The 25338-nt window shown below is 54.5% G+C and carries 21 protein-coding genes; 14 read left to right on the top strand and 7 right to left on the bottom strand.

The window, feature by feature from the left end; all coding sequences use genetic code 11:
* Positions 1-17: 17 nt before the first annotated feature.
* From IT971_RS02115 to IT971_RS02085, 7 genes are all read left to right on the top strand, one after another.
* Positions 18-1055: a LacI family DNA-binding transcriptional regulator gene (locus IT971_RS02115; RefSeq protein WP_063095224.1), complete on the top strand. Its 1038-nt coding sequence runs from the start codon at positions 18-20 to the stop codon at positions 1053-1055.
* Positions 1055-2080: an ABC transporter substrate-binding protein gene (locus IT971_RS02110; protein ID WP_223304980.1), complete on the top strand. Its 1026-nt coding sequence runs from the start codon at positions 1055-1057 to the stop codon at positions 2078-2080. Before IT971_RS02115 ends, IT971_RS02110 begins: the two co-directional genes overlap by 1 nt.
* Before the next feature lie 109 nt (positions 2081-2189).
* Entirely contained in the window at positions 2190-3017 is an 828-nt protein-coding gene (locus tag IT971_RS02105) for an ABC transporter permease (protein WP_037990615.1), read from the top strand.
* On the top strand, positions 3014-3793 hold the full coding sequence (locus IT971_RS02100) for an ABC transporter permease (protein WP_037990613.1): 780 nt from the start codon (positions 3014-3016) through the stop codon (positions 3791-3793). Before IT971_RS02105 ends, IT971_RS02100 begins: the two co-directional genes overlap by 4 nt.
* A complete protein-coding gene (locus IT971_RS02095; protein WP_063095226.1) occupies positions 3786-4820 on the top strand; it encodes an ABC transporter ATP-binding protein in 1035 nt (344 codons plus the stop codon). Before IT971_RS02100 ends, IT971_RS02095 begins: the two co-directional genes overlap by 8 nt.
* Positions 4820-5749: a nucleoside hydrolase gene (locus tag IT971_RS02090; protein WP_063095229.1), complete on the top strand. Its 930-nt coding sequence runs from the start codon at positions 4820-4822 to the stop codon at positions 5747-5749. The genes IT971_RS02095 and IT971_RS02090 overlap by 1 nt, the downstream gene beginning before the upstream one ends.
* Positions 5746-7530: an adenine deaminase gene (locus IT971_RS02085; RefSeq protein WP_063095231.1), complete on the top strand. Its 1785-nt coding sequence runs from the start codon at positions 5746-5748 to the stop codon at positions 7528-7530. The genes IT971_RS02090 and IT971_RS02085 overlap by 4 nt, the downstream gene beginning before the upstream one ends.
* 50 nt (positions 7531-7580) lie before the next feature.
* Here the strand turns inward: IT971_RS02085 and IT971_RS02080 are convergent, their stop codons facing one another.
* The 7 genes from IT971_RS02080 to uxuA form a co-directional block, all read right to left on the bottom strand.
* Positions 7581-8717 carry an ABC transporter substrate-binding protein gene (locus tag IT971_RS02080; RefSeq protein WP_063095232.1) on the bottom strand — a complete coding sequence of 379 codons (1137 nt, stop codon included), beginning with the start codon at positions 8715-8717 and terminating at the stop codon, positions 7581-7583.
* Between the two features lie 2 nt (positions 8718-8719).
* Positions 8720-9937 carry an MFS transporter gene (locus IT971_RS02075; RefSeq protein WP_063095238.1) on the bottom strand — a complete coding sequence of 406 codons (1218 nt, stop codon included), beginning with the start codon at positions 9935-9937 and terminating at the stop codon, positions 8720-8722.
* A gap of 4 nt (positions 9938-9941) precedes the next feature.
* Positions 9942-12377: a TonB-dependent receptor gene (locus IT971_RS02070; protein ID WP_063095240.1), complete on the bottom strand. Its 2436-nt coding sequence runs from the start codon at positions 12375-12377 to the stop codon at positions 9942-9944.
* Between the two features lie 120 nt (positions 12378-12497).
* Positions 12498-13457 (bottom strand): FecR domain-containing protein, encoded by a 960-nt coding sequence (locus tag IT971_RS02065; RefSeq protein ID WP_063095242.1) that lies wholly within the window; start codon positions 13455-13457, stop codon positions 12498-12500.
* 124 nt (positions 13458-13581) lie between these two features.
* Complete coding sequence (locus IT971_RS02060) at positions 13582-14100, bottom strand: RNA polymerase sigma factor (RefSeq protein WP_063095244.1); 519 nt, start codon at positions 14098-14100, stop codon at positions 13582-13584.
* 242 nt (positions 14101-14342) lie between these two features.
* A complete protein-coding gene (locus tag IT971_RS02055) occupies positions 14343-15794 on the bottom strand; it encodes a mannitol dehydrogenase family protein (protein ID WP_063095246.1) in 1452 nt (483 codons plus the stop codon).
* Entirely contained in the window at positions 15791-17014 is a 1224-nt protein-coding gene (uxuA, locus tag IT971_RS02050; RefSeq protein WP_063095248.1) for a mannonate dehydratase, read from the bottom strand. Before uxuA ends, IT971_RS02055 begins: the two co-directional genes overlap by 4 nt.
* A gap of 127 nt (positions 17015-17141) precedes the next feature.
* On the opposite strand from uxuA, the gene IT971_RS02045 reads away from it, so the two are divergent.
* From IT971_RS02045 to IT971_RS02015, 7 genes are all read left to right on the top strand, one after another.
* Entirely contained in the window at positions 17142-17852 is a 711-nt protein-coding gene (locus IT971_RS02045) for a GntR family transcriptional regulator (protein WP_007089006.1), read from the top strand.
* Positions 17853-17878: 26 nt separating this feature from the next.
* Entirely contained in the window at positions 17879-18853 is a 975-nt protein-coding gene (locus tag IT971_RS02040) for a TRAP transporter substrate-binding protein (RefSeq protein ID WP_063095250.1), read from the top strand.
* Between the two features lie 55 nt (positions 18854-18908).
* Complete coding sequence (locus IT971_RS02035) at positions 18909-19418, top strand: TRAP transporter small permease (RefSeq protein ID WP_007089008.1); 510 nt, start codon at positions 18909-18911, stop codon at positions 19416-19418.
* Complete coding sequence (locus IT971_RS02030) at positions 19415-20689, top strand: TRAP transporter large permease (protein WP_007089009.1); 1275 nt, start codon at positions 19415-19417, stop codon at positions 20687-20689. The genes IT971_RS02035 and IT971_RS02030 overlap by 4 nt, the downstream gene beginning before the upstream one ends.
* Positions 20690-20692: 3 nt before the next feature.
* Entirely contained in the window at positions 20693-21736 is a 1044-nt protein-coding gene (locus IT971_RS02025) for an L-idonate 5-dehydrogenase (RefSeq protein WP_007089010.1), read from the top strand.
* Positions 21737-22024: 288 nt separating this feature from the next.
* The gene (locus IT971_RS02020; protein WP_063095252.1) at positions 22025-23785 is read left to right on the top strand and encodes a PAS domain-containing sensor histidine kinase; all 1761 of its coding nucleotides are present in this window, start codon (positions 22025-22027) and stop codon (positions 23783-23785) included.
* On the top strand, positions 23748-25121 hold the full coding sequence (locus IT971_RS02015) for a sigma-54 dependent transcriptional regulator (protein ID WP_063095254.1): 1374 nt from the start codon (positions 23748-23750) through the stop codon (positions 25119-25121). The genes IT971_RS02020 and IT971_RS02015 overlap by 38 nt, the downstream gene beginning before the upstream one ends.
* Positions 25122-25338: the final 217 nt, after the last annotated feature.

Below are 25338 nucleotides of genomic sequence, written 5' to 3'. Positions count from 1 at the left end.
CGCGTTCCGGACCGAATATGAGCATGATTGCCGACGCCCTTGGGGTGTCTTCGGCAACCGTATCGAACGCGCTGTCGGGAAAGGGCCGGGTATCGGCCGATCTGGTCGATAAAATCCGCAAAAAAGCCGACGAACTTGGTTATGTCCCCAGCAATGCGGGCCGGGCACTGCGCACGGGTCGATCAAATGTTCTGGGCCTTGTCCTTCCCGATATTTCCAACCCGCTGTTCCCGCAAATCGCGCAGGCGATGGAAACGGCTGCGTCAAATGCCGGTTACGGGGTTCTGATTGCGGACTCGCGTGGCAATGTCACCACCCAGACACAGGCCATCAGTCGCCTGATCGAACGTGGCGTTGATGGCTTGGTCGTCATTCCGCGTCGTGGCACACGGATCGGCGATGTTGGATGCCCTGTTGCAATGGTCGATACCCCGTCGACACCGGGCAACACCGTTTCGGCGGACCATTGGGAAGGCGGGGCCAAGGTCGCGCGTCATCTGGTCGATCTGGGTCATAAGAACTTTCTTCTGATCGGGCATGATCCGGCATCGAATGTACAAAATGACCGCATCGGCGGCATGAAATCGGCATTTGGCCGCAATATCCGTCATACGACGATCTGGCTTGAAACATTGATGCGCGAACGTGGCGAAGGGGCATCGCTTGGCCTGATTGACCACGTTCAAAACGGGGTCACAGCAATTGCAGCCGTTTCGGATTTGCACGCCCTTCGCGTTCTGACCGAATTGCAGACCGCCGGGATCAAGGTCCCGCAACAGGTCAGCGTGACCGGCTTTGACGATCTTATTTTCTCGCCCGTGGTGACCCCTTCGTTGACCACGGTGCATATGGATATGGCCCGAATTGCCGAATTGGCGATTGCCGCCCTTGTGTGCGAAATCGAGCAGGCCAAATCCACTGCCCCAACCGGCAAGACGTTAAAACGTACCGTCAATGCCGACATATCCAAGGTTTCGATGGAACTGATGGTCCGCGCGTCAAGCGGACCGGCGGTTTCCCCTGACGCACCCTTCCCAACCGGAGAAACGCTGTGATGCCGATGAAAAAACTGCTTATGGCTTCTGCTGCCCTTTTGCTGTCCTTAAGTGCGGCAAAGGCTCAGGAAAAGACCCTGACCATTTCGGTCTATGGTTTTGCACAGGATGAATTCAAGAAAATCCTGTATGACCCGTTCGAAGAAAAATGCGGTTGCGAACTGGTTGTTGAAACCGGCAATTCGGTCGAACGTCTTGCCAAAATCGAAGCCAACAAAGCCGATCCGGTCATCGACCTTGCGGTTATTTCCATGCGCGATGCACTGGCTGCTGCCAAGGATGGCCTGACCGACAAGGTCGATACATCAAAACTGTCGAACTTTGACAAGCTTTATGACATTGCCAAAGACCCGAATGGTGATGGCATGAGCATCGGTTACACCTTCTATGCCAGCTCGATTGCCTATCGTTCTGACAAGATGACAGTCGAAAGCTGGTCAGACCTTCTGGCCGATGATGTCGTCGATCATGTTGCCCTTCCGAACGTCACCACCACACAGGGTCCGCTGACGCTTTATATGCTCGGCAAGGCCCTTGGCGATGAAGACCCGTCGCTCAAAACCCCGATTGCCGCCGTTGGCGAAAAGAAGGACGAGATCGTCACCTTCTATGTCCGTTCTTCCCAACTGGTGCAGTTGATGCAGCAGGAAGAAATCTGGGCCGCACCCATCGGGCGTTTTGCATGGTCCGGCTTCTCGAAAATGGATTTGCCGATCAAATGGGCAACCCCGAAAGAAGGCCAGTCCGGCGGCATGAATGTCATGGTCCTGACCAAAGGCAGCAAGAACCGCGATCTTGCACTTGAATTCATGGATTTCTGGCTTTCGACCGAAATCCAGACGGCATTGGCGGAAAACCTTGTCGACAGTCCGGCCAACAAGGATGCCAAGGTTTCCGACGAGATTGCCGAAAACCTGACCTATGGGGCAGATACCGTTGCCAATCTGCATCTGATCCCGTCACAGGTTGCCATCGACAATCAGGAAACCTGGCTGTCGGAATGGAACAACAAGGTCGGCCAGTAATCGCCACCATGATCATTATCGGATCGGGGCCTCCTCCCATTTGCCCCGATCCGGCGGGCCTTGCTCGCGCCATCACTTATTGACTTTAACCTAAGACAAGGTTGCCGAGATGTTTCAGAACCGGGCCGAAGCCTTTGCGCTGGTCCTCCCTGCCGCGATCTTTGCCGCTGTGGTCTTTCTGGCCCCGGTTCTGATTCTTCTGTCCGAAGGTTTTCGATCGGGCGATAGCTGGACGATACAGGCCTATATCGATTTCTTTTCCCAGTCGCTTAATCAGACCGTCTTTTTGCGCACGCTTAAACTGGCAGCGCTGGTCACGGCCGCCTCGGCCGTCATCGGCTATGCTGCGGCCTTTGCAATCGTGAACCTGCCGCCAAAGGGCAAGGGCCGGATCACCGGGCTTGTTGTGTTGCCGCTGATGATTTCACCGGTGGCCCGGACCTATGCGTGGCTGGTGATCCTTGGCCGGACCGGATTTGTGAACAAGGCACTGGTTGCCGTCGGGCTATCGGATGAACCGATCCGCTTCCTGTTCACCGAAACCGCCGTTTTCATCGGCTTGCTGCAACTGTTCCTGCCACTCATGATCATTTCACTGATCAGTGCGCTTGAAAACATGCCGCGCGATGCGGTGCCGGCTGCTCGTGTTCTTGGTGCCAACTGGTTACAGGTTTTCACCAAAGTCATCCTGCCACTAACCAAAGAAGGCCTTGTGATCGGTGGCACACTGGTCTTTACCGGATCCATGACCGCCTATATCACCCCGGCCATTCTCGGCGGGTCCAAGGTCCTGATGCTTGAAACCCTGCTGTATCAGCGCGTGACCGTGGCCAATGATTTCGTATCGGCCAGTGTGATCGCCCTGATCCTGATCGTTATGGCGTTTGCAGCCAACCTTCTGCTCAAACGCCTTGCCACCGCGAGGAACAAGCGATGACCAACAAGCTGTTTTCCCCGATCATTCTTTTGCTGGTACTGGCCTTTCTGATCGGCCCGTTCCTGATCATTATCGCGGCATCGCTGTCGGCGGGCGAAACGCTTGCCTTCCCGCCTCAGGGGCTGTCCCTGCGCTGGGTGCTGAAAGTCTTCGAAGTCGAAAGCTTCCGTGCGAGTTTCGGCATCTCGATGTTTCTTGCCATCGGCGGCACGCTTGCCGCCCTGATCCTTGGCATTCCGGCAAGTTATGCGCTGTCGCGCTACAAGGTTCCCGGTGCGGAAACCATCCGGACCATCGTATCGTCGCCGATCATTGTGCCGGGTATCATCGTCGGTTTGGCACTGCTGCGTTATTTCGTTGTACCTTTCAATTTCGGCATTCTGTTTGCGCTGTTTCTGGCGCATACCGCACTGATCCTGCCCTATGCGGTGCGCGTGGTGTCGGCCAGCCTGAACAATTTGCGATCTGACATCGAAGAAGCCGCCGTGCTTTTGGGGTCATCGCGGATTGGCGCTTTTTTCCGCGTGGTGATGCCCAATATCCGTGGCGGTATTCTTGCTGCCTTCATTCTGGGCTTTGTCACCAGCTTCAATCAGGTTCCGGTTTCCCTGTTTTTGTCGGGACCCGGCGTCCGAACCCTTCCCATCGACATGCTCGCCTATATGGAAATCACCTATGACCCGTCGGTCGCAGCCCTGTCCGCGCTGCTGGCCTTCATGTCGCTGGGCATTGTCTTTCTGGCCGAACGTTTCCTAGGATTTTCCCGCTATGTCTGATGCCCGCTTTCTCTGCCTTGAAAAACTGACCCTGTCCTACGGCAAAAATGTTGCCGTGCCGGAAATGGATCTAGATATCGGCAAGGGTGAACTGGTTGCCCTGCTTGGCCCGTCGGGTTGTGGCAAAACCACAACCATGCGCGCAATTGCCGGGCTGATGGAGCCGTCATCGGGCAAGATCATCCTTGATAATGTCGACATCACCCGAACCCCCGCCAATAAACGGCCGGTCGGGCTGGTGTTCCAGTCCTATGCTCTGTTCCCGCACCTTAACGTCTATGAAAACGTTGCCTTTGGCCTGAAGCTGATGGGAGTTCGCGGCAAGGAACTGGACGACAAGGTGCAGGAAGGCCTTCGGACTGTCGGCCTGTCCAAATTCGCCACCCGCAAACCCGCCGAGCTTTCCGGCGGCCAGCAGCAGCGCGTCTCGCTGGCGCGTTCGATGGTGATGGAACCCAAGGTGCTGTTGCTTGACGAACCGCTCTCAAACCTTGATGCACGGCTCCGCCTTGAAATGCGCACCGAATTACAGCGCGTACAAAAGGAAAGCGGTGTCACGATGATCTTTGTTACTCACGATCAGGTCGAAGCCCTTGCCATGGCCGACCGGATTATCGTGATGCTTGATGGTCATATCGAACAGATCGGCACACCCGAAGATATCTATAACCGCCCGGTTTCCGATTTTGTTGCGGACTTCGTCGGGTTTGAAAATGTCTTCGCGCTTGAAGACGGCAAACTCAAAACCGCAACCGGAACTGTCGAACTTTCGGGCACGCCCCCGCTTGATACCAAAGGCCTTGCCTGGCGACCGTCGATGGTCTCCCTTGGCAGCGGACCGTTCGAGGGCACGATACGCGGTACGTCATTTGCCGGGGGCACACGGGAATACCTGCTTGATACCCCACTTGGCCCGATCAAGGCGGAATGCGATGCCAGCCTTCCGGCCCATGAATTCGGTTCTGTCCTGAAATTCGATCTGCCTGTATCGCAGGCCGCACCCCTATCGCGCGTCGGGAGCCTTTGATGGGACTGTGGATTGACACCGATATGGGCTTTGACGATCTGGCCGCGGTGCTGATTGTCATCCATGCCGGAAAGCGGATCGACGGAATGTCCCTGATTGCCGGGAATTCCCCGCTTGAACGCGTGCGGATCAATGCAGCCAGTGCCGCACGCCAGTTTGGCTGGGGTTTCAAAATCTATACCGGCCGGGAAACGGCGGTTATGGGTGGACTTGAAACCGCCGAACGGATTCTTGGCCCCCTTGGCATGCAATCAAGCGGCGCACACCTGCCCGATTGCCGTCCGGTTGCCGAAAGCAGCGCGTTCGACGGTATTTGCAACTGGCTTGAAGGCAAATCCGGACCGGATGATGAACGCCATATTCTGGCCCTTGGCCCGCTTGGCAATATTGCATCCCTGGTTCTGGCCCGGCCTGATCTGGCGCGCAAAATCGACCGCGTGACATGGATGGGGGGTGCCGTAACGCGCGGCAATCATACCGCACTCGCCGAATATAATGCCTTTGCCGACCCCGAAGCTGTTGCCATTACCCTGTCCCATCAGGTGCCCCTGCGCATGGTGGATCTTGATCTCTGTCGGCAGGTACTGGCCACCCCGAATGATGTGACACCTATCCTCAATGCTGGCGGAAAAAATGCCGGTCTTCTGGCGGACTTGACCGAAGGATATATCAATATTGCCCTATCACGCGGGCGCGATGCGATGGCGATTTTCGATCCTTGCGCGGCGGTCGCGGTAATTGATCAGGATGCGATCAGCTTTGCCGATGCACATATCGAAATTGATACCAGCCAGGGTCCTTCGCGTGGGCAAACCATTGTTGACCCACACCCGACCGCGATCAAAAACGCGCAATATGCCGTTTCTGTTGATACAAAACGCGCGCGCGACCTGATCTTTTCAGCCCTCAAGGCGGAAGCAGCGAAATGAATAACCGCACGACAGAACCCGGTGATCTGACCTGCCATAAATTGCGCACACGTGCCGTCGCCGCCGCACGCGGCGATGAACCGTTCGATATCCTGATTACTGGTGGCAAGCTCGTCGATATGGTGACCGGTGAAATTCGCAAGGCCGATATTGGCCTGATCGGGCCAATGATCGCAAGCGTCCATGAACCGGCAACCAGAAGCGACGCCCGCAAAATCATCAGCGCCCGGGGCGGTTATGTCAGCCCCGGCCTGATCGATACACACATGCATATCGAAAGCTCGATGGTCACACCGGCGATCTATGCCGAAACGGTCGTTGCCCGCGGCGTCACCACAATCGTCTGGGATCCGCATGAATTTGGCAATGTGCGGGGGCTTGGCGGTGTCCGCTGGGCGATTGAAGCAACACGTGACCTGCCATTGCGCGTACTTGTTCTGGCACCGTCCTGCGTTCCTGCTGCGCCCGGCCTTGAAATGTCCGGTGCTGATTTTGACGGTGATGCCATGGCCGAAATGCTGTCCTGGCCCGAAATCGCCGGGGTTGCCGAAGTCATGAATATGCGCGGTGTGATTGATCGCGATCCGCGCATGACCAATATCATGCAGGCAGGGCTTGCATCGGGGAAACTTGTCTGCGGTCATGCACGCGGCCTTGAAGGACCTGATCTTGCCGCCTTTATGACGGCCGGGGTCAGTTCTGATCATGAACTGGTTTCAAACGATGATCTGATGGCAAAACTGCGTGCCGGTCTTGCGATTGAAATGCGCGGATCGCACGACCATCTGCTGCCGGGTTTTGTCGAAACGCTTAATGAATTGGGTTTCCTGCCACAAACCGTCACGCTTTGTACCGATGACGTCTTCCCCGACGACCTGTTCAATGCTGGCGGGCTTGATGATGTGGTGCGTCGTCTGGTCCGTTATGGCATGAAACCGGAATGGGCGTTGCGGGCGGCAACCCTGAATGCTGCGATGCGCCTTGGCCGTTCCGATCTTGGTCTGATTGCGGCCGGGCGGCGTGCCGATATTGTCGTCTTTGACGACCTGACCGATTTTCAGGCGCGCCATGTCATCGCAAATGGCGAGATTGTTTCCGAGGCAGGTGAAATGACGGCGAAAGCCGTTTCGATTGATCCCGCCTCCCTTTCCGACACAATGAAGATGGATGTCCTGAGCATTGATGATTTTCGCGTGCCTGCGTCCGGGGATCGCGTCCGGATTGCCATCATCGACCGACCGCGCTTTACCCGCTGGGCGACGGCTGACACCGATGTAAAAGACGGCTATGTTGTGCCACCTTCGGGCACGACCATGATCGCGGTTGCCCATCGCCACGGAAAGGCAGACAGCAAACCACGCGTCGGCTTCCTGACCGGATGGGGTGACTGGAAAGGTGCTGTTTGCACCACCGTCTCGCATGACAGCCACAATGTCACCGTGTTTGGCGGTAACCCGCGCGACATGATGTTGGCGGCCAATGCCGTCATCCGTGCCGGTGGCGGTATGGCGGTGGCATCAAACGGCAAGCTTGATGCGCTTCTTCCCCTGCCGCTTTGCGGGCTGGTTTCGGACGCCCCCATGGATCATGTTGCGCAGCAATTTGCCGATATCCGAACCGCCACGGATGCGATTGTCGACTGGCAACCGCCCTATCTGGTTTTCAAGGCCCTGTTTGGCGCAACGTTGGCCTGCAATCCCGGCCCACATCAAACCGACCGCGGGATCGGCGATGTTACTACCGGTCAACTTCTAACCACGCCGGTTCTCGAAGGCTTATAGATCGCCAAATACCCCGCGATATCCATCATGTTATCGCGGGGAATCGCCTATTACTTCGCCGCGTCCAGTGACGCAAAATAACCCGGCTGATAATTGATCGGCAGGAACCGGTCATGCAGTTGGCGGAACGTTTCATCGGGATCAAGATCGGCAAACAGGTCAGGATGGAACCATTTTGCCATCTGCTGGATCGCAACGAACTGATAGGGGCTATTATAAAATTGGTGCCAGACAGCATGGAATGCTTGCGTTTTTTGCGCCGCAATTCCAAGATAGGCCGAACGTGCCGGATAATATTCCAGCTTCTTCTCAACCAGTTGCGCATCCGCCCCCGGCCCGACCGGCACCCATTTCCCGCCCGGCACATAGGCATCCCACGCGGCACTGGTGACAATCACATGATCGGGACTTGAAACCAGAACCTGTTCGGCATTGATTTGCCCGAACGTTCCGGGGATCAGGTCCTTGGCAATGTTATCCCCCCCCGCCATTTCAACCATCGCACCGAAATTGCCGTCGCCAAACGAATGGCAGCAATCCTCGTAAAAACCGGCGGCCCGATCGATAAAGACTTTGGGGCGCGCCGGATTGGCTTCCGCCAGTTTATCGGTCACGCGGGCAATTTCGGCGGCGCGGAATGTGATGAACTCTTCTGCACGGGCTTCCTGATCGAACAGTTTGCCAAACAGCCTGATTGATGGCTCCGTATTGCGTTCCGGGTCATGCCGGAAATCGACATAGATTACCGGAATGCCAAGCGCACCAAGCTTCTCAACATAGTTCGCCTCGTCAACGGCCTGTTGTGTTTCAAAGTTCAGGAACACGACGTCAGGCTTTTGCGCAATCGTGGTTTCGATATCAATCAGGCTTAGTTCCAGCCCGGCAAAAGCCGGAATATCGCCAAATGCCGGGAACTTCGCCAGATAGGCCTGATAAGTAGCCGGGTCTGCCTCAATCAGGTCCTTGCGCCAGCCAACAATCCGTTTCGTCGGATTTTCACGATCCAATGCGGCGATGATATAAAGCTGCCGCCCTTCACCCAAGACAGCCCTTTGGATCGGCATATTAACCCCGACCTCGCGTCCGGCAATGTCGGTGACGGTGATCATTTCGGCCTGTGCTACCTGGATACAAAGCAGGCTTAAACCTGCGGCGGTAATCAGGCGTGATATCGCTTTTACGATCATTATTATTCTCCGGGAATTTCTGATGGTCGGGCAATCGTGTCTGCACGCGCGCGCGCAAAAACGGTCAGGACAAACCCGATGGCGTAAACAAATCCGACAAGGAAATAGATATTTGAAAGTCCGGCGGCCTGACTGAACCAGCCGCCAAGGGCGATACCCGCGATGGAGGCAAATTGTGCCGTACTTTGCGCAAGACCAAGGACATGACCCTGGCTGTGGTCGCCCACCGCACGTGACACAAGGGCGGTCAGTACCGGCGTCGTCGCACCAAGCAACACACCCCAGATAAAATACATCGTGGTAAAAACAAAGATCGACCGGGTGGCACCGGTAAGCCCGGTCACCACCACACATCCGGCAATCACCAGACACATGCCGCCCAGAATATCGCGCGCCGCACGCCCTTCGAAATAGCGCGCCCAAAGGGATGCCGAAACAACAAAACCAAGTGCCAGCAAGCCATAGCAAAAACCGACGACCCAGTTGCCAACATCAAAGATGTTCAGCACATAAATCGAAAACGGCGATTGGGTTACCATTCTGCCGAGTAGCAAAATGCCGAGAATGGTCAGAATGGGGATGATCTGTGGTGATCGCAAAATACTGATCTTTGCGACGGGCGTTGCATCCGGGGCAGCATCACGGTTTGTACCTTTTGGCGTTACAACCGGCAGCAATACCCAAACCGAGATCAAACAGATCGTGCAAAGAATGGCCGCGGAAAAGTTGATCCAGAAGAAAGCCGCATGATCAAGGATCACGCCCCCCACCAACGCACCGCCAAGCGAGCCGACATTGGTTGAGACCTGAAGATAGGCAAACAGCTTTGCCCGTCTTGCCGGACTTTCGATACTGACGCCATAAGCCTGTGCCGGTGCAATATACCCAGCACAAGCCCCTTGCAGAAACCGCAGCATCAGGATCAACCAAACGTCATTGGCATAGGCGAGCGCAAGCTGGGTAATCGCAAGCCCGAAAAGGGCGCGCATCATCATCGCCTTATGACCGAACCGATCCCCAAGCCGCCCCCATAACGTGCTGGTCAGCATGATGCCCAGCATCGGCCCGACATAGACCGCAATACTGGCAAATGTGAACAGGTCGTCCGAATGGCTTAATGAATGCAAATGAACGGGCCAGAACGGCCCGCTCATCTCCATCGCCCCCATCGAGACCAGCTGGATGATAAACAGAAGATGTATCTGCCAGCGAACGGACATCCGACTAGAAATCAGCCGTTACAGACAGCAGAGCCGTACGAGGTGCTCCGACAGAGACCATGCTGAATTCGTTGACCCCCGCCCAATAGTCCTCGTCCATTACATTCTGGATCGTTGCCCGGAAGGTAACTGGTGTTTCTGCGAAGATTGTTTTGTAACGAAGCCCCAGATCAAGCGTCGTAGAATCCGGGATATCCAACGTATTCGTTGTGTTGACATATTGCTCGGAAACGTGGTTGACCGTGCCACTCAGTGTCAGCCCCGGCGCAAATGGTGTATCCCACTCGGCCGTCAGGTTGATTGACATTTCCGGTGCACCAACAGCCTGATTTCCCTTTGTTGTCGCACTATTGGTTTTGGTCAGTTCCGCATCCAGGAACATGACGCCGCCAAGCAACCGCACATTGGGCATAACTTCACCGAAAACACCAAGCTCAATACCGCGATTTCGCTGCTCTGCGTCGGAGTTATAAACGTTATTTACCAACTGTCCCGATGGTTTCGTGATCTGGAATATCGCCGCCGTAGCACCGAAGTTACCGTAATCAAGCTTCACACCTGTCTCGATCTGCTTGGCAACGTATGGTGCCATTGCTTCGCCGGCATTGGTCGCTGTATTTGGTGCAATGCTGCCGCGGCTGAGCCCTTCAAGATAGTTGGCATAGACCGACAGCGAATTGTTTGGTTTCACGACAACACCAACCATCGGGGTCACGACGCTATCGTCATAACTTGAAGTTATCGCCCCGGTCGAGGCATTGAAGTTGTCTGTCTCAATGCGCTGGTGACGAGCGCCCACTGTCACTTGCATGAAATCATCCCACATCGACAGGGTATCTGCGATGGCAATCCCGCTCAGATCGGTTTCTGAGAGTTTTGGGCGGCCTGCCGGAACCGCGACAGCATCCATCGGATTGGCAACAGGTGAATATATGTTGGAATTCAGAGTATCATCGCCGTTCCGCAATCCCCGGCTAAATTCATCGGAATAACGGCTGACTTGCAAAGTTGCCTGATGTCCGACAAAACCTGTTTCAAACTCCCCACGAACTCCCGCATCCGCAGTCCAGCGCTTGGTTTGGAACTTTGCGTACGAAACGGTGTCGGTTGTATCACCGGCAGAATTCTGGATTTCAGGATAGCCGAACAGACGCTCTACCTGGGTTTTCCCGCCACCGAAACTGCCAAACACGGTCATTGTTTCGGTAAGGTCATATTCGGCCCCAAGAAGAGCTGACTGATCGGCCACCTCGGACCATTCCCACTTGTTGGCAACGTTTCTATTTCCATCTGGCGCATTTGGCATCGAGGTAACAGCTCCATCCACCAGAAATTCCCGGAATGGCGCATTCAGGTTTTCACGTTGATCAATCAGGTCAAGTGTTGCTCTGAAATCATCACCACGATAATCAAGGGCAAGCGCCCCTAACGATGCTTCTCGTTCCTGATGATCAAGGTACGTATCGCCGTTGTGGTAGCCACCATTGAAGCGGACGCCCACCTGATTCTCGTCGCCAAAGCGACGACCGAAATCAACGTTACCCCCTACCTGCTCGCCAAGTCCGTAATCGGTACTGACCCGGTTCAGGTCTTCGTCTCCGGCACGTTTGGGAACGATATTGATCACACCACCAACACCACTATTAGGTGCCATCCCTCCCAGAAGCGCAGCGGGGCCTTTAAGAACTTCGATACGCTCGGCATAACCAGTCTGCGCACGATATGTTGGTGCAACACCGTAAACCCCATTGAAGGAAACTTCGCCAGAGTTACCGGTATTCATGTTGAAACCACGGATTTGATAGGTATCAAGCATCCCGCCACTACTGTTTGGCGACCGAACGGATGGATCATGCTTTAAGACATCGGCAATCGTCTGAGCCTGCTGATCGGCAATCTTTTCGCTGGTGTAACTGGTGATGCTGACGGGTGCATCCATGATGTCCGTATTGCCCAGCATGCCAAGACGGCCACCGGTCGCGATCTGGCCACCGGCATAGGCAGGTGGCAGATCGGATTGCGTGCTGTTGGCTTCAACCCGGATCGGATCAACAACCGCAGCACCGCTTTGCCCTGCTTCCGCCGCAGGGTCGATCAGGATCAGGGAATTTTCGCCAGTTTCACGATAGGAAAGCCCGGTACCGCGTAGCAATGTATCAATTGCGGCGGGAACCGTCATATCCCCGCGGATTGCGCGCGCACCATCGATAGACGGCAGATCAATCGTATAGGCAATCCGCCATCCCGAAGAGGCGCCGATTTCAGCAATCCCTTCGGCAAGGGAGGAAACCGAGATATCAAATGAATAGGTCGCCTGTGCAATTTCGGTCTGCACATTTGCCGCCAGCGCCCCCGATGTCGCTGGAACGACCATTGCCGTGGAAACCAGCAATGCCGAAATCAGAGAGTATGTTCTTGTTCTTGCTTGTTTGAATTCCAACTTCCCGCTCCATAAACGTCTTTTCTTTCAGGCAGGTCCCCCCTGCATCTAAAAGGACAAACGAACGGGAAATAAGAGTCCTCACATCGGAGAATGATTTTTTGCGAATTTTTCGCAATCTCAGTAAACAACAGTCAACCAGGGCGAGGTTCTGACGACCTTTGCTCCAATCGCATCGGCAACAGTTTCAAGCGATCCGGGAATATCGGTCGTCGGGAAACTGCCGGAAATGCTGCGCGTTCCTACATCGCCAATCACAACGATGCGGCCTTCATCAAAGTTTTCCAACCGGGCGGTCAGCTCTGAAACGGACATGTTGTGCACACTAAGCCGCCCCTTCATCCAGGATAGTGAGAGTCCGACATCGCCGATTTCAGATGGCGAGAGGGTTCCGTCATTGACAACAACTTGCTGCCCCGGTCCCAGCAGAACACCGTTTTCATTCAGCCCGCTTGATACGCGAACAGCCCCATCCTCGACAACCACAACAGTCTGTTGTGAAAGGCGATCCACATTGAATCGGGTGCCAACGACCTGTACCGTGGCATCGCCGGTCCGCACCCGGAACGGATCGCCATTACGGTGGACAACTTCAAAAAATGCCTGTCCCCGCAATAATTGTATTTCCCGGTGGCCTTCATTGAAGTCGGTCGATAACGCACTGTTGGCCGCAAGCCGCACAACCGAACCATCGGGCAATTCAATTGCAGTGACATTTGACTGACCGGTAACGATATCGGCCTGGATGTTATCAATGAAATCGGGATGAAGGAAAAAGACCGCGCCGGCGACAAATGCCATTCCCGCAAGGGCGGCAAAAGAGCGCCGCGGGCGGAACCATGAGAGGAAACCGGAAAGTGCTGGCTTCCTTTGGGTTTCAGAAAGACGTCTTGCCGGCTCCTCGATCCGGCCCCAAAGCACGCGCATCTGATCGAAGGCCAGCCGGTTATTGCGGTCTGCATTCAGCCATTGTTCGAACTCGTATTCCTGCTCAGCCGACAGCGAACCACCTGCCCGTCTTGCGTGCCAGAGTGCAGCTTCGTCCTTTTGCTGTTCAGTCGGTTCAAAAGCGCCTTGCATAGGTTCCCGTTTCGCCCGTCATGATCTGGCGTTCATATCAGTAAATGATGTGATCCGCCAAATTCCCTTTCTATAAACAATAACGGATGACGATAAAATATCCTCATAGCACGTATGGGATTTATCAGACGTCGTCGCGATAGGCTGCCAGCCGTTCCTGGCAATGGCGCATGGTCCGGGCCAGTTGTTTTTCCACCGCACTGACGGAAATGCCATACTTTTTCGCCAATTTTGCGTTGGATATGCCATCGACACGATGAAGGATGAACATCTCGCGCGCCTTTGGCGAAAGTTCCAGCAAGGCACGGTCAAGCGCGGAAAGCGCTTGACGGGCTTCGGCATGATCGTAAGGAGACGTCGTTTCACACTGCCATATCTGATCCGGAAGGACCCCGTTCATGGCCTTCGCGCGGCCAAAGGTGATGCGGTGATGATCAATGACGGCATTGCGTACTGACGCATAAAGCATCTTGGTATTGGCTTCCGGCTCGCCGCAATCACCGGACTGCATCAGACGCGCATAGACATCCTGCACAAGTTCGGCCGCAACTTCACGATCACGTATCCGCCGAACAACCATCGCGACAAGCTGACGCCGATGGTCTTCGAACAGCTTTGCAAGTGTGTTCCGCCAGAAACTCATGCGTATGTTCTATCATTACCTATGAAACTCTGCCCTATGGCCCGTTTCGCGCGCCCGGACAGACAGCCCCCACAACGGTGACGAGCGGAAAGTATCAGTAATGATAATCATTTTCAATATTGTTGATGCTTTTTGTAACCACACCAATCAAAACATGCGAAGCATCGATAAGTGGCGACGCCTTAGCTGATCAGATGCCCTTTCGATCGCCCATTCACCGACCACAATTAATCAGGGCAAAGTCACGCATTGATCTCGTGGGTAATGGCAGCATCGGCGCCGTCCGACAATAACATGGCCAAACGTTCAATTACGGCTTCACGCCAGAACGTACTATCCTGCAACTGTCTGGGCATCCAGCCGGGAAGCTTCGCAAGATTTTCATATATATCTGCTGCATCCTGATAACCGGCCAATGCTTCTATTATTTCGTCCGCACGCGGGTCATTTAGAAGTTCGGCAGCTGCGCCTGGCGCAGTGTTGACTCGCTGGCGCATCACAGCCATCCAGGCTGCAAAACAAAGGGCAAATGTGCCGATCTTCTTGCTGTCCTGTGGCAGGTCGCAGGCCGGGGCAAAAATCCGCTGCGGGAGTTTTTCGGTGCCATCCATGGAGATCTGGCGGGTTTCATGTGCGATTTCCGGGTTACGGAAACGCGCGACCAGTTCGGCCCCGTAATTCGAAAAATCAATCCCGGCAAGCGGTGCCATTGTTGCAGCAGCATTTTCCATATGCTGCGCAACAAGCTGCGAGAAAGCCTCGTTCGCCATGGCGTCGCGGACATAGCGATAATCACCGACTTGCCCCAAATAGGCGATCAGGGAATGGCTGCCGTTAAGCATACGAAGCTTCATAAGCTCGTATGGCTCTACATCGTGAACCAGAATTGCACCTGCTTCTTCCCAGGCGGGCCTGCCATCGGGGAAATCATCCTCGATAACCCATTGTGAAAAGGGTTCGGTTTCAATTGCCGCCGGGTCGTCCATCCCGGTTAAACGCCTGGCATCCGAAAGCGTTGTCGCTGTCGCAGCCGGGGTAATCCGGTCAACCATCGTCGAAGGGAAGGACACATTATCCTTGATCCAGCCTGCAAGGTCCGGGTCGCTCCGCTTGGCAAAATCAATCACACCGTTGCGCAACAACACCCCGTTCGATGGCAGGTTGTCACAAGAAACGATTGTAAATGGACGAATGCCGGCCTGTTTGCGGCGCTTCAGCCCGGCAACCAATATCCCGAGAAGCCCGGTTGGCGTGGCGGGATTTACCAGATCATGTTTTACAGCCGGATGTTCCGCCTGAACCGTCCCCGACACCCGATCAATGCCATATGCCTTTTCGGTGACCGTGATGGTAACAATCCGGATTTCCGGATCGGCAAGCGCATCCAAAACCGGTGCAACATCACGCGAAGCCGCTATTGCCTTTGACAGGCTGGTGATCCTGCGGGCCTTGGGGCCATCCGGATGACGTTCAATCACCGTAAAGGCGCAGTCCTGGGCATTCAGGGCGTCGACAATATCAGTGCTGCGCAGACTGACACCGATGATGCGCCAGTTCCCGCCTTTGGCCTGCATCGCCAAGTCGGTATAAACCGCCTGATGGGCGCGGTGAAAAGCACCAATACCGATATGCACGATACCGGCCGTTGCCATATCTGCATGAGGGGCAGCAGCGGAATTATCCGAAGGTGTCATTTTTGGGCCCCAAGCAAATCAAACCTTGCAGAAAGTGCCGTCATTACCCCCCGCAACTCGGCAAGGCCCTTGAGACGCCCGATCGCCGGATAACCCGGCTGTCCCTTCCGGTTCAGGTCATCAAGAATATCCTGCCCGTGATCCGGACGCATGGGGATGTTCCAGTCCGCACGTCCCGCAGCCTTCCGGCGTGCTTCCTCTCGCAGGATTTCCTCGATCAGATCGACCATATTGGTGTCACCGTCCAAGTGCTCTGCCTCGTGGAAACTGCACGGCAAGCCTTCGCTTTCGCGTTTGGTATTGCGCAAATGGATGAAATGCACGCGATCCCCCCAGCGCCTCATCATCCCCGGCAGGTCATTTTCAGGACGGACACCAAGCGAGCCGGAACACAACGTAATACCGTTCTCCGCGATATCGATAGCACGCATGATAAAGGCGTAATCGTCTTCGGTCGACATGATCCGCGGCAACCCCAGAAGCGCGAAGGGGGGATCATCGGGATGGCAACACATACGAATACCAACCTCGCGCGCGACCGGAACAACTTCTTCGAGAAACGCGACCAGATTGGCCCGCAGCGTATCGGCGTCGATCGCGGCGTAGGTTTCAAGCAGGGCACGCAGATCATCCAGAGAGAGGTTTTCAACCGACCCCGGCAAACCAAAGGCAACCGTTCGTTCCAGCTCGGCACGGCGTTTGTCCGTCATTTCGGCAAAACGGTTTTTGGCTTCGGCAACGATTCCGGCGGGATAGTCATTTTCCGCACCGGCACGGTTCAGGATGAACAGGTCAAACGCGACGAAATCGGTCAGGTCAAAACGCATGCAGGTCGCACCGTTGGCTAGTCGCCAATTCAGATGCGTGCGTGTCCAGTCAAGAACCGGCATGAAGTTGTAACAGACAATACGGATGCCGGAATCGGCAAGGTTGCGAAGGCTTTGCTTGTAAGCTTCGATGTGATTACGCCACGGACCAACCTGACGTTTGATCGATTCGGAAACCGGGAGACTTTCAACAACATCCCAGGTCAGCCCCGACGGCGCACCATCTTTCATGGTCGCGATTTCGGCATGACGCCTGGCAATTTCATCGGAAGTCCAGACAGCGCCACTCGGCACATGATGAAGGGCGGAAACCACACCATGTGCACCGGCCTGACAAATATCGTCAATGCTGACCAGGTCACTCGGGCCGAACCATCTCCAGGTTTGTTTCATGTGTTTCTCTCTGTATTGGCGTGGTGTCTTCAACACCGACTATAACGGTTGTGAACAGTATCACGACATAATTTTGTTGACTAGTATGGTAGTATGCATCATGACTCAGAAAAGCAAGGAGAGATTGATGGGCGATCCCGAACAAAACGACTGGGAAATCACGCACGATCAGGCTGTCGGCCCACAGATCCATCGCATCATACGCGAACGGATCGTGTGTACGGACCTGCTTCCCGGTGTGCGCCTGTCCGAAGCAGAACTTGCAAAACATTTTAATGTCAGCCGCCAACCGGTCCGCGAAGCTTTCATCAAGCTTGCCGACGAAGGTCTTTTGGAAGTTCGTCCGCAGCGCGGAACCTATGTGCGGAAAATTTCTGTTGCCGCTGTTCTTGACGCACGATTTGTCCGCGAAGCCATTGAAGCCGACATTGCACGCTTTGTTGCAAAAGAACCTGACGATGCGTTTCTTGCCCGCCTCGAACAACTGATTTCCGATCAGCGCAAAGCAATGAAAGGCGATGCACGGTCGTTTCTGAAACTGGATCATGATTTTCATCACTGCCTGGCGGAGGCCGCAGGAAGAACATATGCGTGGAAGGTCGTTGAAGATGTCCGCGCCCAACTCGACCGGGTACGGTATCTGAGCTACTTCCAGTTTCCGATGGACGAAATCATCGAACAGCATGTCCGAATTGTTGCGGCGATCACAGCCCGTGATCCCGAAACAGCCAGCGCAGCCATGCGTGAACACCTCCGTGAAATCCTGCATACGCTGCCTGATATTGCCCGCTCCAAAACGGAGCTTTTTGATGACGCCAATTCTGCGTTGTCATCCTGAGACGTCAACCGAACTGGGAGGAAAATATGCTTAAAAAAACGACCAAAAAACTTATGATCGCTGGTGTCGCAGCCATGATGATGAGCAGTTCTGCGATTGCGGCTGAAATGACCCTCAAACTTGGCCATCTCGCCAATGAACAGAATTCCTGGCACAAGGCTGCGGTCAAATTCGGCGAAGAACTCTCAAGCCTTACCGACGGCCGCATTGATGTTCAGGTCTTCCCGAACGAAACGCTCGGCAAGGAAATCGACCTGATCAACGGCATGCAGCTTGGTTCGGTCGATATGACCATTACCGGTGAAAGCCTTCAGAACTGGGCTCCGATGGCGGCCCTTCTGGCTGTGCCTTACGCCTATCCCACGCTAGAAGACATGGATGCGGTTGCCAGCGGCGAAATCGGTTCAAAAATTGAAGATCAGATCGTCGAAAAGGCACAGATTCGTCCGATCGCCTATTTTGCACGTGGTCCGCGTAACCTGACCTCGAACCGTGAAATCAAAAGCCCGGATGATCTCAATGGTCTGAAAATGCGCGTTCCGAACGTGCCGCTGTTCCTCGATGTCTGGAAGGCGCTTGGCGCACAGCCGACACCGATGGCGTTCTCCGAAGTCTTTACCTCGCTTCAGGCTGGCACAATTGACGCGCAGGAAAACCCGCTTGCGCTCATCGATTCCGCCAGCTTCAATGAAGTTCAGAAATTCGTGAACAAAACCGAGCATGTTCGTTCATGGATCTACCTGACCATTTCGGAAATCACCTGGAACAACCTGTCTGACGAAGACAAGGCTGCAGTGACCGAGGCCGCAAAACGCGCACAAGCTTACGAACGCGACCTGTTCGCCGCGGACGAAGAACGCCTGACCAAAGAACTTCAGGAAAAAGGCATGACCTTTGTTGAAGTCGACAAAAAGGCCTTTGCTGCAAAAGCTAAAGATGCAGTTCTCGCCAATGTTTCCGACGAAATTCGTCCGTTCGTCGAAGAACTCTTCACAAAATAAAATGTGCGGGATCGGTCACTTCGCGTGACCGATCTCTTTCCGACGGGGAAGCAACGTGTTTTTTGCCAGATTATACGCGTTCATTATCGCACTGTGTCGCATCGCAACGGGGGCTGCCTTCAGCATCCTGATGTGCACGGTTCTGATACAGGTCTTTTCGCGCACCTTCATGCCCAGCTCTCCGGTCTGGACAGAAGAACTAACGCGCTATGCCCTGCTATTTCTCGCCGCTTTCGGCGTTGGTCTCTCGTTCCGCAATGGTGAATTGGTCAATGTTGATATCGTATGCGAAATGCTACCCCTGCGCATACAGCGAGCGCTCATGTTCGTTTCAGCCGCACTAACCACTGGCTTCTGCCTGATTCTGGTATCCCCCGCATGGAGGTTCGTTTCCATCGGTGTCATGCAAACCTCGCCTGCACTCGGGGTCCGAATGGACTTTATCCACGCGACGGTATTCATCCTTCTCGTGCTGCTTAGCCTTTTCGCAACCTTGCGTATGATCCGTGTTATCGCCGGTGTATCTGACGGAAAACCCGAAGACACGACAAAGGACTTTCCATGAGCCTTGCAATCTTACTTGGCGTTTTCGCCCTCGGCCTTGTTATCGGGCTTCCCGTTGCCGTTACTTTGGGCCTGTCTTCGCTTTGTTATCTGCTCATTGAAGGCATTCCGCTCGTCGTCATCCCGCAAAAAATGTTCGCTGGGATGGACGTCTTTGTTCTGCTTTGCATCCCTGGCTTCATCCTTGCCGGGAACCTGATGAATGGGGGTGGCATCACGCCGCGCATCGTCCGGTTCGCCAATGCAATGGTGGGCTGGATGCGCGGTGGGCTGGGCCTTACCAACGTTACCGGCTCCATGCTGTTTGGTGGCATTTCTGGTACTGCGGTTGCCGATGCTGCTTCCATCGGTGGCATGATGATTCCCGGCATGGTGCGCGCCGGTTATACCCCTGCCTTTTCTGCTGCGGTGACCGCGGCCTCATCTACGGTTGGCCCGATCATCCCGCCAAGTATGCCAATGATCATCGTCGGCGCACTTTCGGGTATCTCTGTTGGCAAAATGTTCATCGCCGGAGCCATCCCGGGCATCCTGATGGGCATTGCCATGATGATTACCTGCTACATCATCGCTGTTCGTCGCAAATTCCCCCATCAGCCATGGCAGGGCTTTGGCGAACTGCTTCGCTCCTTCATAGGGGCCTTCTGGGCTCTTGCCATGACGGCACTAATCGTTGGCGGTCTGCTAAGCGGCATAGTCACGCCTACAGAAACCGCCGTCATCGCAAGCCTCTATGCCCTGATTGTTGGCTGCTTCATTTATCGTGAACTGCCACTGCGCAAGGTTCCAAAAATCATTGTCGATAGTGCCGTCACTGCGGCGGCCATTCTGGCCCTTGTAGGTTTGGCCAACGTGTTTGGCTGGATTTTGGTTTCTGAACGCATTCCCCAGATGATCTCGAATGCGGTCTTGTCCGTGACCGACAATAAATATGTCGTCATTCTACTGATCAATTTGGTGCTGCTTGTTGTCGGCATGTTCATGGAAACCATCGCAGCCCTGATCATCCTGTTTGTGCCGCTTCTGACACTGGCGACCAATGTCGGCGTTGATCCGATCCATTTTGCGGTTTTTGCCGTTCTCAACCTGATGATCGGTCTGACAACTCCGCCGGTCGGGATTTGCATGTTTATCTGCGCAAACATTGCCAAGGCACCGGTCACCACGGTGATCCGAGCCCTGATGCCGTTCCTTCTGACGAACATCCTGATCCTGTTTCTTGTTTCCTATATCCCGGCGCTGTCAACCTGGCTGCCGTCCCTGATGGAGTAATCTATGCAAACACGTGTTTGCCGTCTGTATGGCCAAGACGATCTGCGGATCGAAACTGAAAACGCCCCTGCTTCCGCCCATGACGAAGTTCTTATCCGCGTCGGGGCCGGCGGTGTGTGTGGTTCGGATATGCATTATTATTTCGAAGGCGGTATCGGCCAGATCCGCGTGCGCGAACCGATCATTCTGGGCCACGAAGCTGCTGGGACGATTGTTGCACTTGGCTCCGATGTTACCGGGTTTGCCATCGGACAAAAGGTCGCGATCAATCCAAGTCACCCATGCGGCACTTGCTGCTATTGCAAGAAAAACCTGCAGCAGCATTGCCTGAACATGAAGTTCTTCGGCTCTGCAATGCCAATGCCCCATATTCAGGGAGCATTCCGTGATCTGGTCAATGTCCGGCAAGACCAGTGCTTTGCGATCAGCAATCAAACAGATATCGGCCATGCCGCCTGTGCAGAACCACTGGCAGTCTGTCTGCATGCCGTGGCGCGTGCTGGCGACCTTTCGGGGAAAAAGGTTCTGATTACCGGGGCTGGCCCGATTGGAAGCCTTTGTGCCGCCGCGGCCAAACGTGCCGGGGCCAGTGAAATTGTTGTTACCGATTTGCAGGATTTCGCGCTGAATGTTGCGCAGCAAATGGGTGCAACCCGCACCATCAATATCGCCAATGCCGCGGACGACCTGAAAGCCTATGAACAGGACAAAGGTCAGTTTGACGTTTGTCTGGAATGTTCGGCAGCCCCGGCGGCATTGCGGTCTGCAATCAGTGTTTTGCGGCCGCAGGGTATTCTGGTTCAGGTCGGGGTTGCAGGTGAAATCCCTGTCCCCTTCAACCCGCTGGTCGCCAAGGAAATCACGATCACCGGAACCTTCAGATTCCACGCGGAATTTGCCGATGCTGTGCGCCTGATTGACAGTGGCGACATAAATGTCACCCCAATCATCACCCAAACCTATCCGATTGAAACCGCACAAGAAGCGTTTGAAGTCGCACGAGATCGAAGCAAATCGGTTAAAGTTCAATTGTCTTTCGCCAATTGAATTTGCTTCCTGTTTATCCGAATACCAAGAAGGCTGTGGCATTATTCATGTCACAGCCTTCTTCATGAGGCCCCCTAGTTAGGCCGTGATGAAACGTCTGGCAGGTTAGCCATCTTGTCAAACACCGGCACGCGGCTGAAGATTGATGTGCGTCACATTCTAGGACGACTTGTTAAATTGTCGTCCTTGGGCAAAAGAGACGTTTGACTTGCCGGATGAAGACAATTCCGACAGAACTAAGCAAATGAACAATGCGCGTTGGTAAAACCAGCGCATGGGAGGCGCTAAGTGTCCGGTTTCCATTGGTCGCGCAATCAGCGTATGAGTTTGGTTGGCCGATACACGCTTTTATCGGTCGGCGTTGTCATATGTGCGCTTGTCGCACTGAGCTTCTTTTATCAGCGTTTTTCCAATGAACTGATTGACCGCCTGACGGGTGAGCGCCTGAGCGCGCAGGTTGCAGCAACATCAAACAAACTTTCCGCATTTCTGGACGCCCGCATTTATCAATTGGTGACCCTGTCAAACCACCCGGCGTTACCGGCCTTCATTGATGCGCCAAATTCACCGCAGGCAGAAGAGGCGCTTGCATTGCTGCGGGTCGAGGCGGATTCACCTGATTTGTATGGCGTGCTATTTTTTGACTGGAATGATAATCTGGACAGACTGGTTGCCGGGCAAGCCGCGTCCGGCCCGCCATATTGGTCCAAAACCGGTTGGGATATCCGGGGTCTTCCCCGCGTCGAACATGAAGGTATCGAATTCATCGGGCCGCAACTGCCCGAAAATGGGAATTCCGGCTGGATTTTGATGCGTCAGCATATTCGCGATAACGGGCTCGGCCAGAATACGTCTGTTGCGCTTCATATGCGTCTTGCATCCCTGACCGAACTCCTTGTCAGTGCTGGTGTTGCCGGGGTGATTGAACCGCTTTTGCGAACGCCAGGTGGTGTTGTTCTGGACCCAACGGGCCGTCCGGCCGAAGTCACCGGTGAACTGATTGAAGGCCCCAGCATTCTTCCGGGCTGGAATATCGTCATGAGTGTTCATCCAGGCACCATTTTGCAACCGATTGATCAGACCCGGTTTTGGCTTTATGTCACAGCGACCCTTATAATCCTGGTCATTCTGGCAATCTTTTTTGCCCTATCGCGCAGCCTGCGGCGAAGGGTTGATACACTGGTTCAGGGCGCGCACAGCATTGCATCGGGCGATCTATATTACCGTCTGCCCGAAGGCCGCCGCCGTGATGAAATCAGCACGGTTGCCAAAGCATTCAACACCATGGCATGGCAGCTTAAAGACCTGATTGACCGAACCGTTCGCGCCGAAAAACTTGCAGTACTTGGACAGTTTGCAACGGGCGTTGCCCACGAAGTTCGCAATCCATTGGCCACGATGAAAACCACCGTTCAGGCCCTCACCCGCAAGGAACAGGATGGTGAACGCAAGGTCTTGCTTGACGACATGGGCCATCAGATTGATCGCCTTTCACGCGTGGTGAACGATCTTCTGGCTTATGGACGCCCGGGAGAGGCCAATCTGCAAAATGCCGAAGTTCGCGAGCTGTTTCGTCAGTCTTCCCGAGTTCTTGAACCGATTGCCAAAGAAGCGAATGTCCGGTTTTACACCAGCGGCGATTCCGGGCTGAAGCTTCATATCGACCCGGATCAGGTTTTGCAGGTTCTGCTTAATCTTGGCATCAATGCCATTCAGGCCTGTAAGGTCGGCGGCACCGTCGGTTTGCGGGCAGAACAGAACGAAGAGTGGGTAGAAATCCGCGTCACAGACGATGGCGCGGGCATCCCCAAACAGCATTTGCTTGATGTGGTACAACCATTTTTTACCATGAAAAGCAAAGGGACCGGTCTTGGCCTGACGATCAGCCAGCAGCTCGTCGAGGCCAATCAAGGTACCATTCATATTGAAAGCGCCCCGCAAGAGGGCACGACAATTACATTGAAGTTCCTCGCCGCAAAAGTAGGAACTTCCGAGGAGGAATATCCCGAAAATGTCCCAGAAGATCAGAATACTGATCGTCGACGATGAGGAATCGTTCGTTCGTTCTTTGAGTTTTGCACTAAGAACAGAAGGTATGGACGTCACGGGCGTTCATTCCGGCGAAGATGCCTTTCTCGAAGTTCGGAAGAACCAGTTCGACATTATCCTGCTTGATCTGCGCCTGCCCGGCGCCGATGGCATGGAGGTCCTGAACAGTATCCGTAATCTTGACATTGATATACCTGCGATCATGATCTCGGCGCATGGCGATACCCGTGCGGCAGTCAAGGCCGTCAAGCTTGGGGCCGCAGACTATCTTAGCAAGCCGTTCGAACTTGATGAGCTGATCCACACGATCAATACCGTTCTGGATCAAAATCAGACGGCACTGGAACTGGAATATCATCGTAAACGCGATGTTCCGGCCAACGGCCTGATCGGCGATTGCACAGTCATGAACAACCTGCGCACCACTATTGAACGCGTCGCCAAAAGTAGTGCCAGCCGTATTCTTTTGCTGGGAGAGTCCGGCACTGGCAAGGCATTGGTCGCACGGGCAATCCATGGCGAAAGCCCACGATCATCGCGCGCCTTCATCGAGGTGAACTGCGCAGCATTGCCCGAGCAACTGATTGAGTCCGAACTCTTTGGCGCGGAAAAAGGCTCCTATACAGGTGCCCATCAGAAACGTACCGGTCTGGTAAAGCTCGCAGATGGTGGCAGCCTGTTTCTCGACGAGATCGGCGAACTTCCACTGGCTCTGCAGGCTAAATTCCTGCACTTCCTGGAAAATGGTGCTTATCGCCCGGTTGGCAGCGAGCATTCGGCATCGGCCGATGTACGTGTGATTGCGGCAACCAACCGCGACCTTGCCGAAGAAGTCCGTCTAGGCAATTTCCGCGAAGACCTGTTCTATCGGTTGAATGTCATTACCATTGATATCCCGGCCCTTCGGGAACGGGGGGACGACATCATCAAACTGGTCGAACATTTTGCCGATAAACAGGCAAAGGCCGAGGGATGCCAACCGATCAAGTTTGCACTGGAAACGGTTGATATTTTGCTTGCACATCACTGGCGCGGGAATGTACGCGAACTCAAGAACCTGATCGAACGGCTGACCATTTTGTATCCGGCAAAGATGATTTACCCGGAACTCCTGCCTGCCGAATTTCATGAAGACGAGTTGCATGACGAACGGGAACCCCATCAGCCCGCAAGCTCTAACGCGCCGCAATTGCAGGATCGCCTTGATACCACGGAACGCACTCTGGTGCGGGACGCGCTTGATCAGGCAAACGGGCACAAGGGCCGGGCGGCAGAAATCCTTGGCATTTCACGACACGCCTTAAAGCGAAGGTTGCAAAGACTGGGACTGCAATAACAAAAAGGGCGGTTCCGGCCATTCACGAAATCAAAAGCCATTGAGCGAAAACCGCTCAATGGCTTTTTCCGTTCGGAGCGCCAACCGCTCATACCCGCGCGCATTGTTTGTGAGCGCCCGCACATCCATCGCACAAAACCGCAATCTCCCTGCCTTTTTCCTTTTAGTGATCAGTTGGCACAGCCTTTGCCAATCAGTGGGACAAAGGTACAAACAC

The sequence above is a fragment of the Thalassospira sp. B30-1 genome, from assembly GCF_015767575.1.
Classification (GTDB): Bacteria; Pseudomonadota; Alphaproteobacteria; order Rhodospirillales; family Thalassospiraceae; genus Thalassospira; species Thalassospira xiamenensis.
The sequence above is the reverse complement of the archived record's forward strand: the minus strand, read 5'-3'. Positions and strand labels throughout refer to the sequence as shown.

What these genes read in the sequence shown, in the direction of transcription:
- IT971_RS02115 (WP_063095224.1), top strand. Translation starts at nt 18, where the DNA reads ATGAGCATGATTGCCGACGCCCTTGGGGTGTCTTCGGCAACCGTATCG.
- IT971_RS02110 (WP_223304980.1), top strand. Translation starts at nt 1,055, where the DNA reads ATGCCGATGAAAAAACTGCTTATGGCTTCTGCTGCCCTTTTGCTGTCC.
- IT971_RS02105 (WP_037990615.1), top strand. Translation starts at nt 2,190, where the DNA reads ATGTTTCAGAACCGGGCCGAAGCCTTTGCGCTGGTCCTCCCTGCCGCG.
- IT971_RS02100 (WP_037990613.1), top strand. Translation starts at nt 3,014, where the DNA reads ATGACCAACAAGCTGTTTTCCCCGATCATTCTTTTGCTGGTACTGGCC.
- IT971_RS02095 (WP_063095226.1), top strand. Translation starts at nt 3,786, where the DNA reads ATGTCTGATGCCCGCTTTCTCTGCCTTGAAAAACTGACCCTGTCCTAC.
- IT971_RS02090 (WP_063095229.1), top strand. Translation starts at nt 4,820, where the DNA reads ATGGGACTGTGGATTGACACCGATATGGGCTTTGACGATCTGGCCGCG.
- IT971_RS02085 (WP_063095231.1), top strand. Translation starts at nt 5,746, where the DNA reads ATGAATAACCGCACGACAGAACCCGGTGATCTGACCTGCCATAAATTG.
- IT971_RS02080 (WP_063095232.1), bottom strand. Translation starts at nt 8,717, where the DNA reads ATGATCGTAAAAGCGATATCACGCCTGATTACCGCCGCAGGTTTAAGC.
- IT971_RS02075 (WP_063095238.1), bottom strand. Translation starts at nt 9,937, where the DNA reads ATGTCCGTTCGCTGGCAGATACATCTTCTGTTTATCATCCAGCTGGTC.
- IT971_RS02065 (WP_063095242.1), bottom strand. Translation starts at nt 13,457, where the DNA reads ATGCAAGGCGCTTTTGAACCGACTGAACAGCAAAAGGACGAAGCTGCA.
- IT971_RS02060 (WP_063095244.1), bottom strand. Translation starts at nt 14,100, where the DNA reads ATGAGTTTCTGGCGGAACACACTTGCAAAGCTGTTCGAAGACCATCGG.
- IT971_RS02055 (WP_063095246.1), bottom strand. Translation starts at nt 15,794, where the DNA reads ATGACACCTTCGGATAATTCCGCTGCTGCCCCTCATGCAGATATGGCA.
- uxuA (WP_063095248.1), bottom strand. Translation starts at nt 17,014, where the DNA reads ATGAAACAAACCTGGAGATGGTTCGGCCCGAGTGACCTGGTCAGCATT.
- IT971_RS02045 (WP_007089006.1), top strand. Translation starts at nt 17,142, where the DNA reads ATGGGCGATCCCGAACAAAACGACTGGGAAATCACGCACGATCAGGCT.
- IT971_RS02040 (WP_063095250.1), top strand. Translation starts at nt 17,879, where the DNA reads ATGCTTAAAAAAACGACCAAAAAACTTATGATCGCTGGTGTCGCAGCC.
- IT971_RS02030 (WP_007089009.1), top strand. Translation starts at nt 19,415, where the DNA reads ATGAGCCTTGCAATCTTACTTGGCGTTTTCGCCCTCGGCCTTGTTATC.
- IT971_RS02025 (WP_007089010.1), top strand. Translation starts at nt 20,693, where the DNA reads ATGCAAACACGTGTTTGCCGTCTGTATGGCCAAGACGATCTGCGGATC.
- IT971_RS02015 (WP_063095254.1), top strand. Translation starts at nt 23,748, where the DNA reads ATGTCCCAGAAGATCAGAATACTGATCGTCGACGATGAGGAATCGTTC.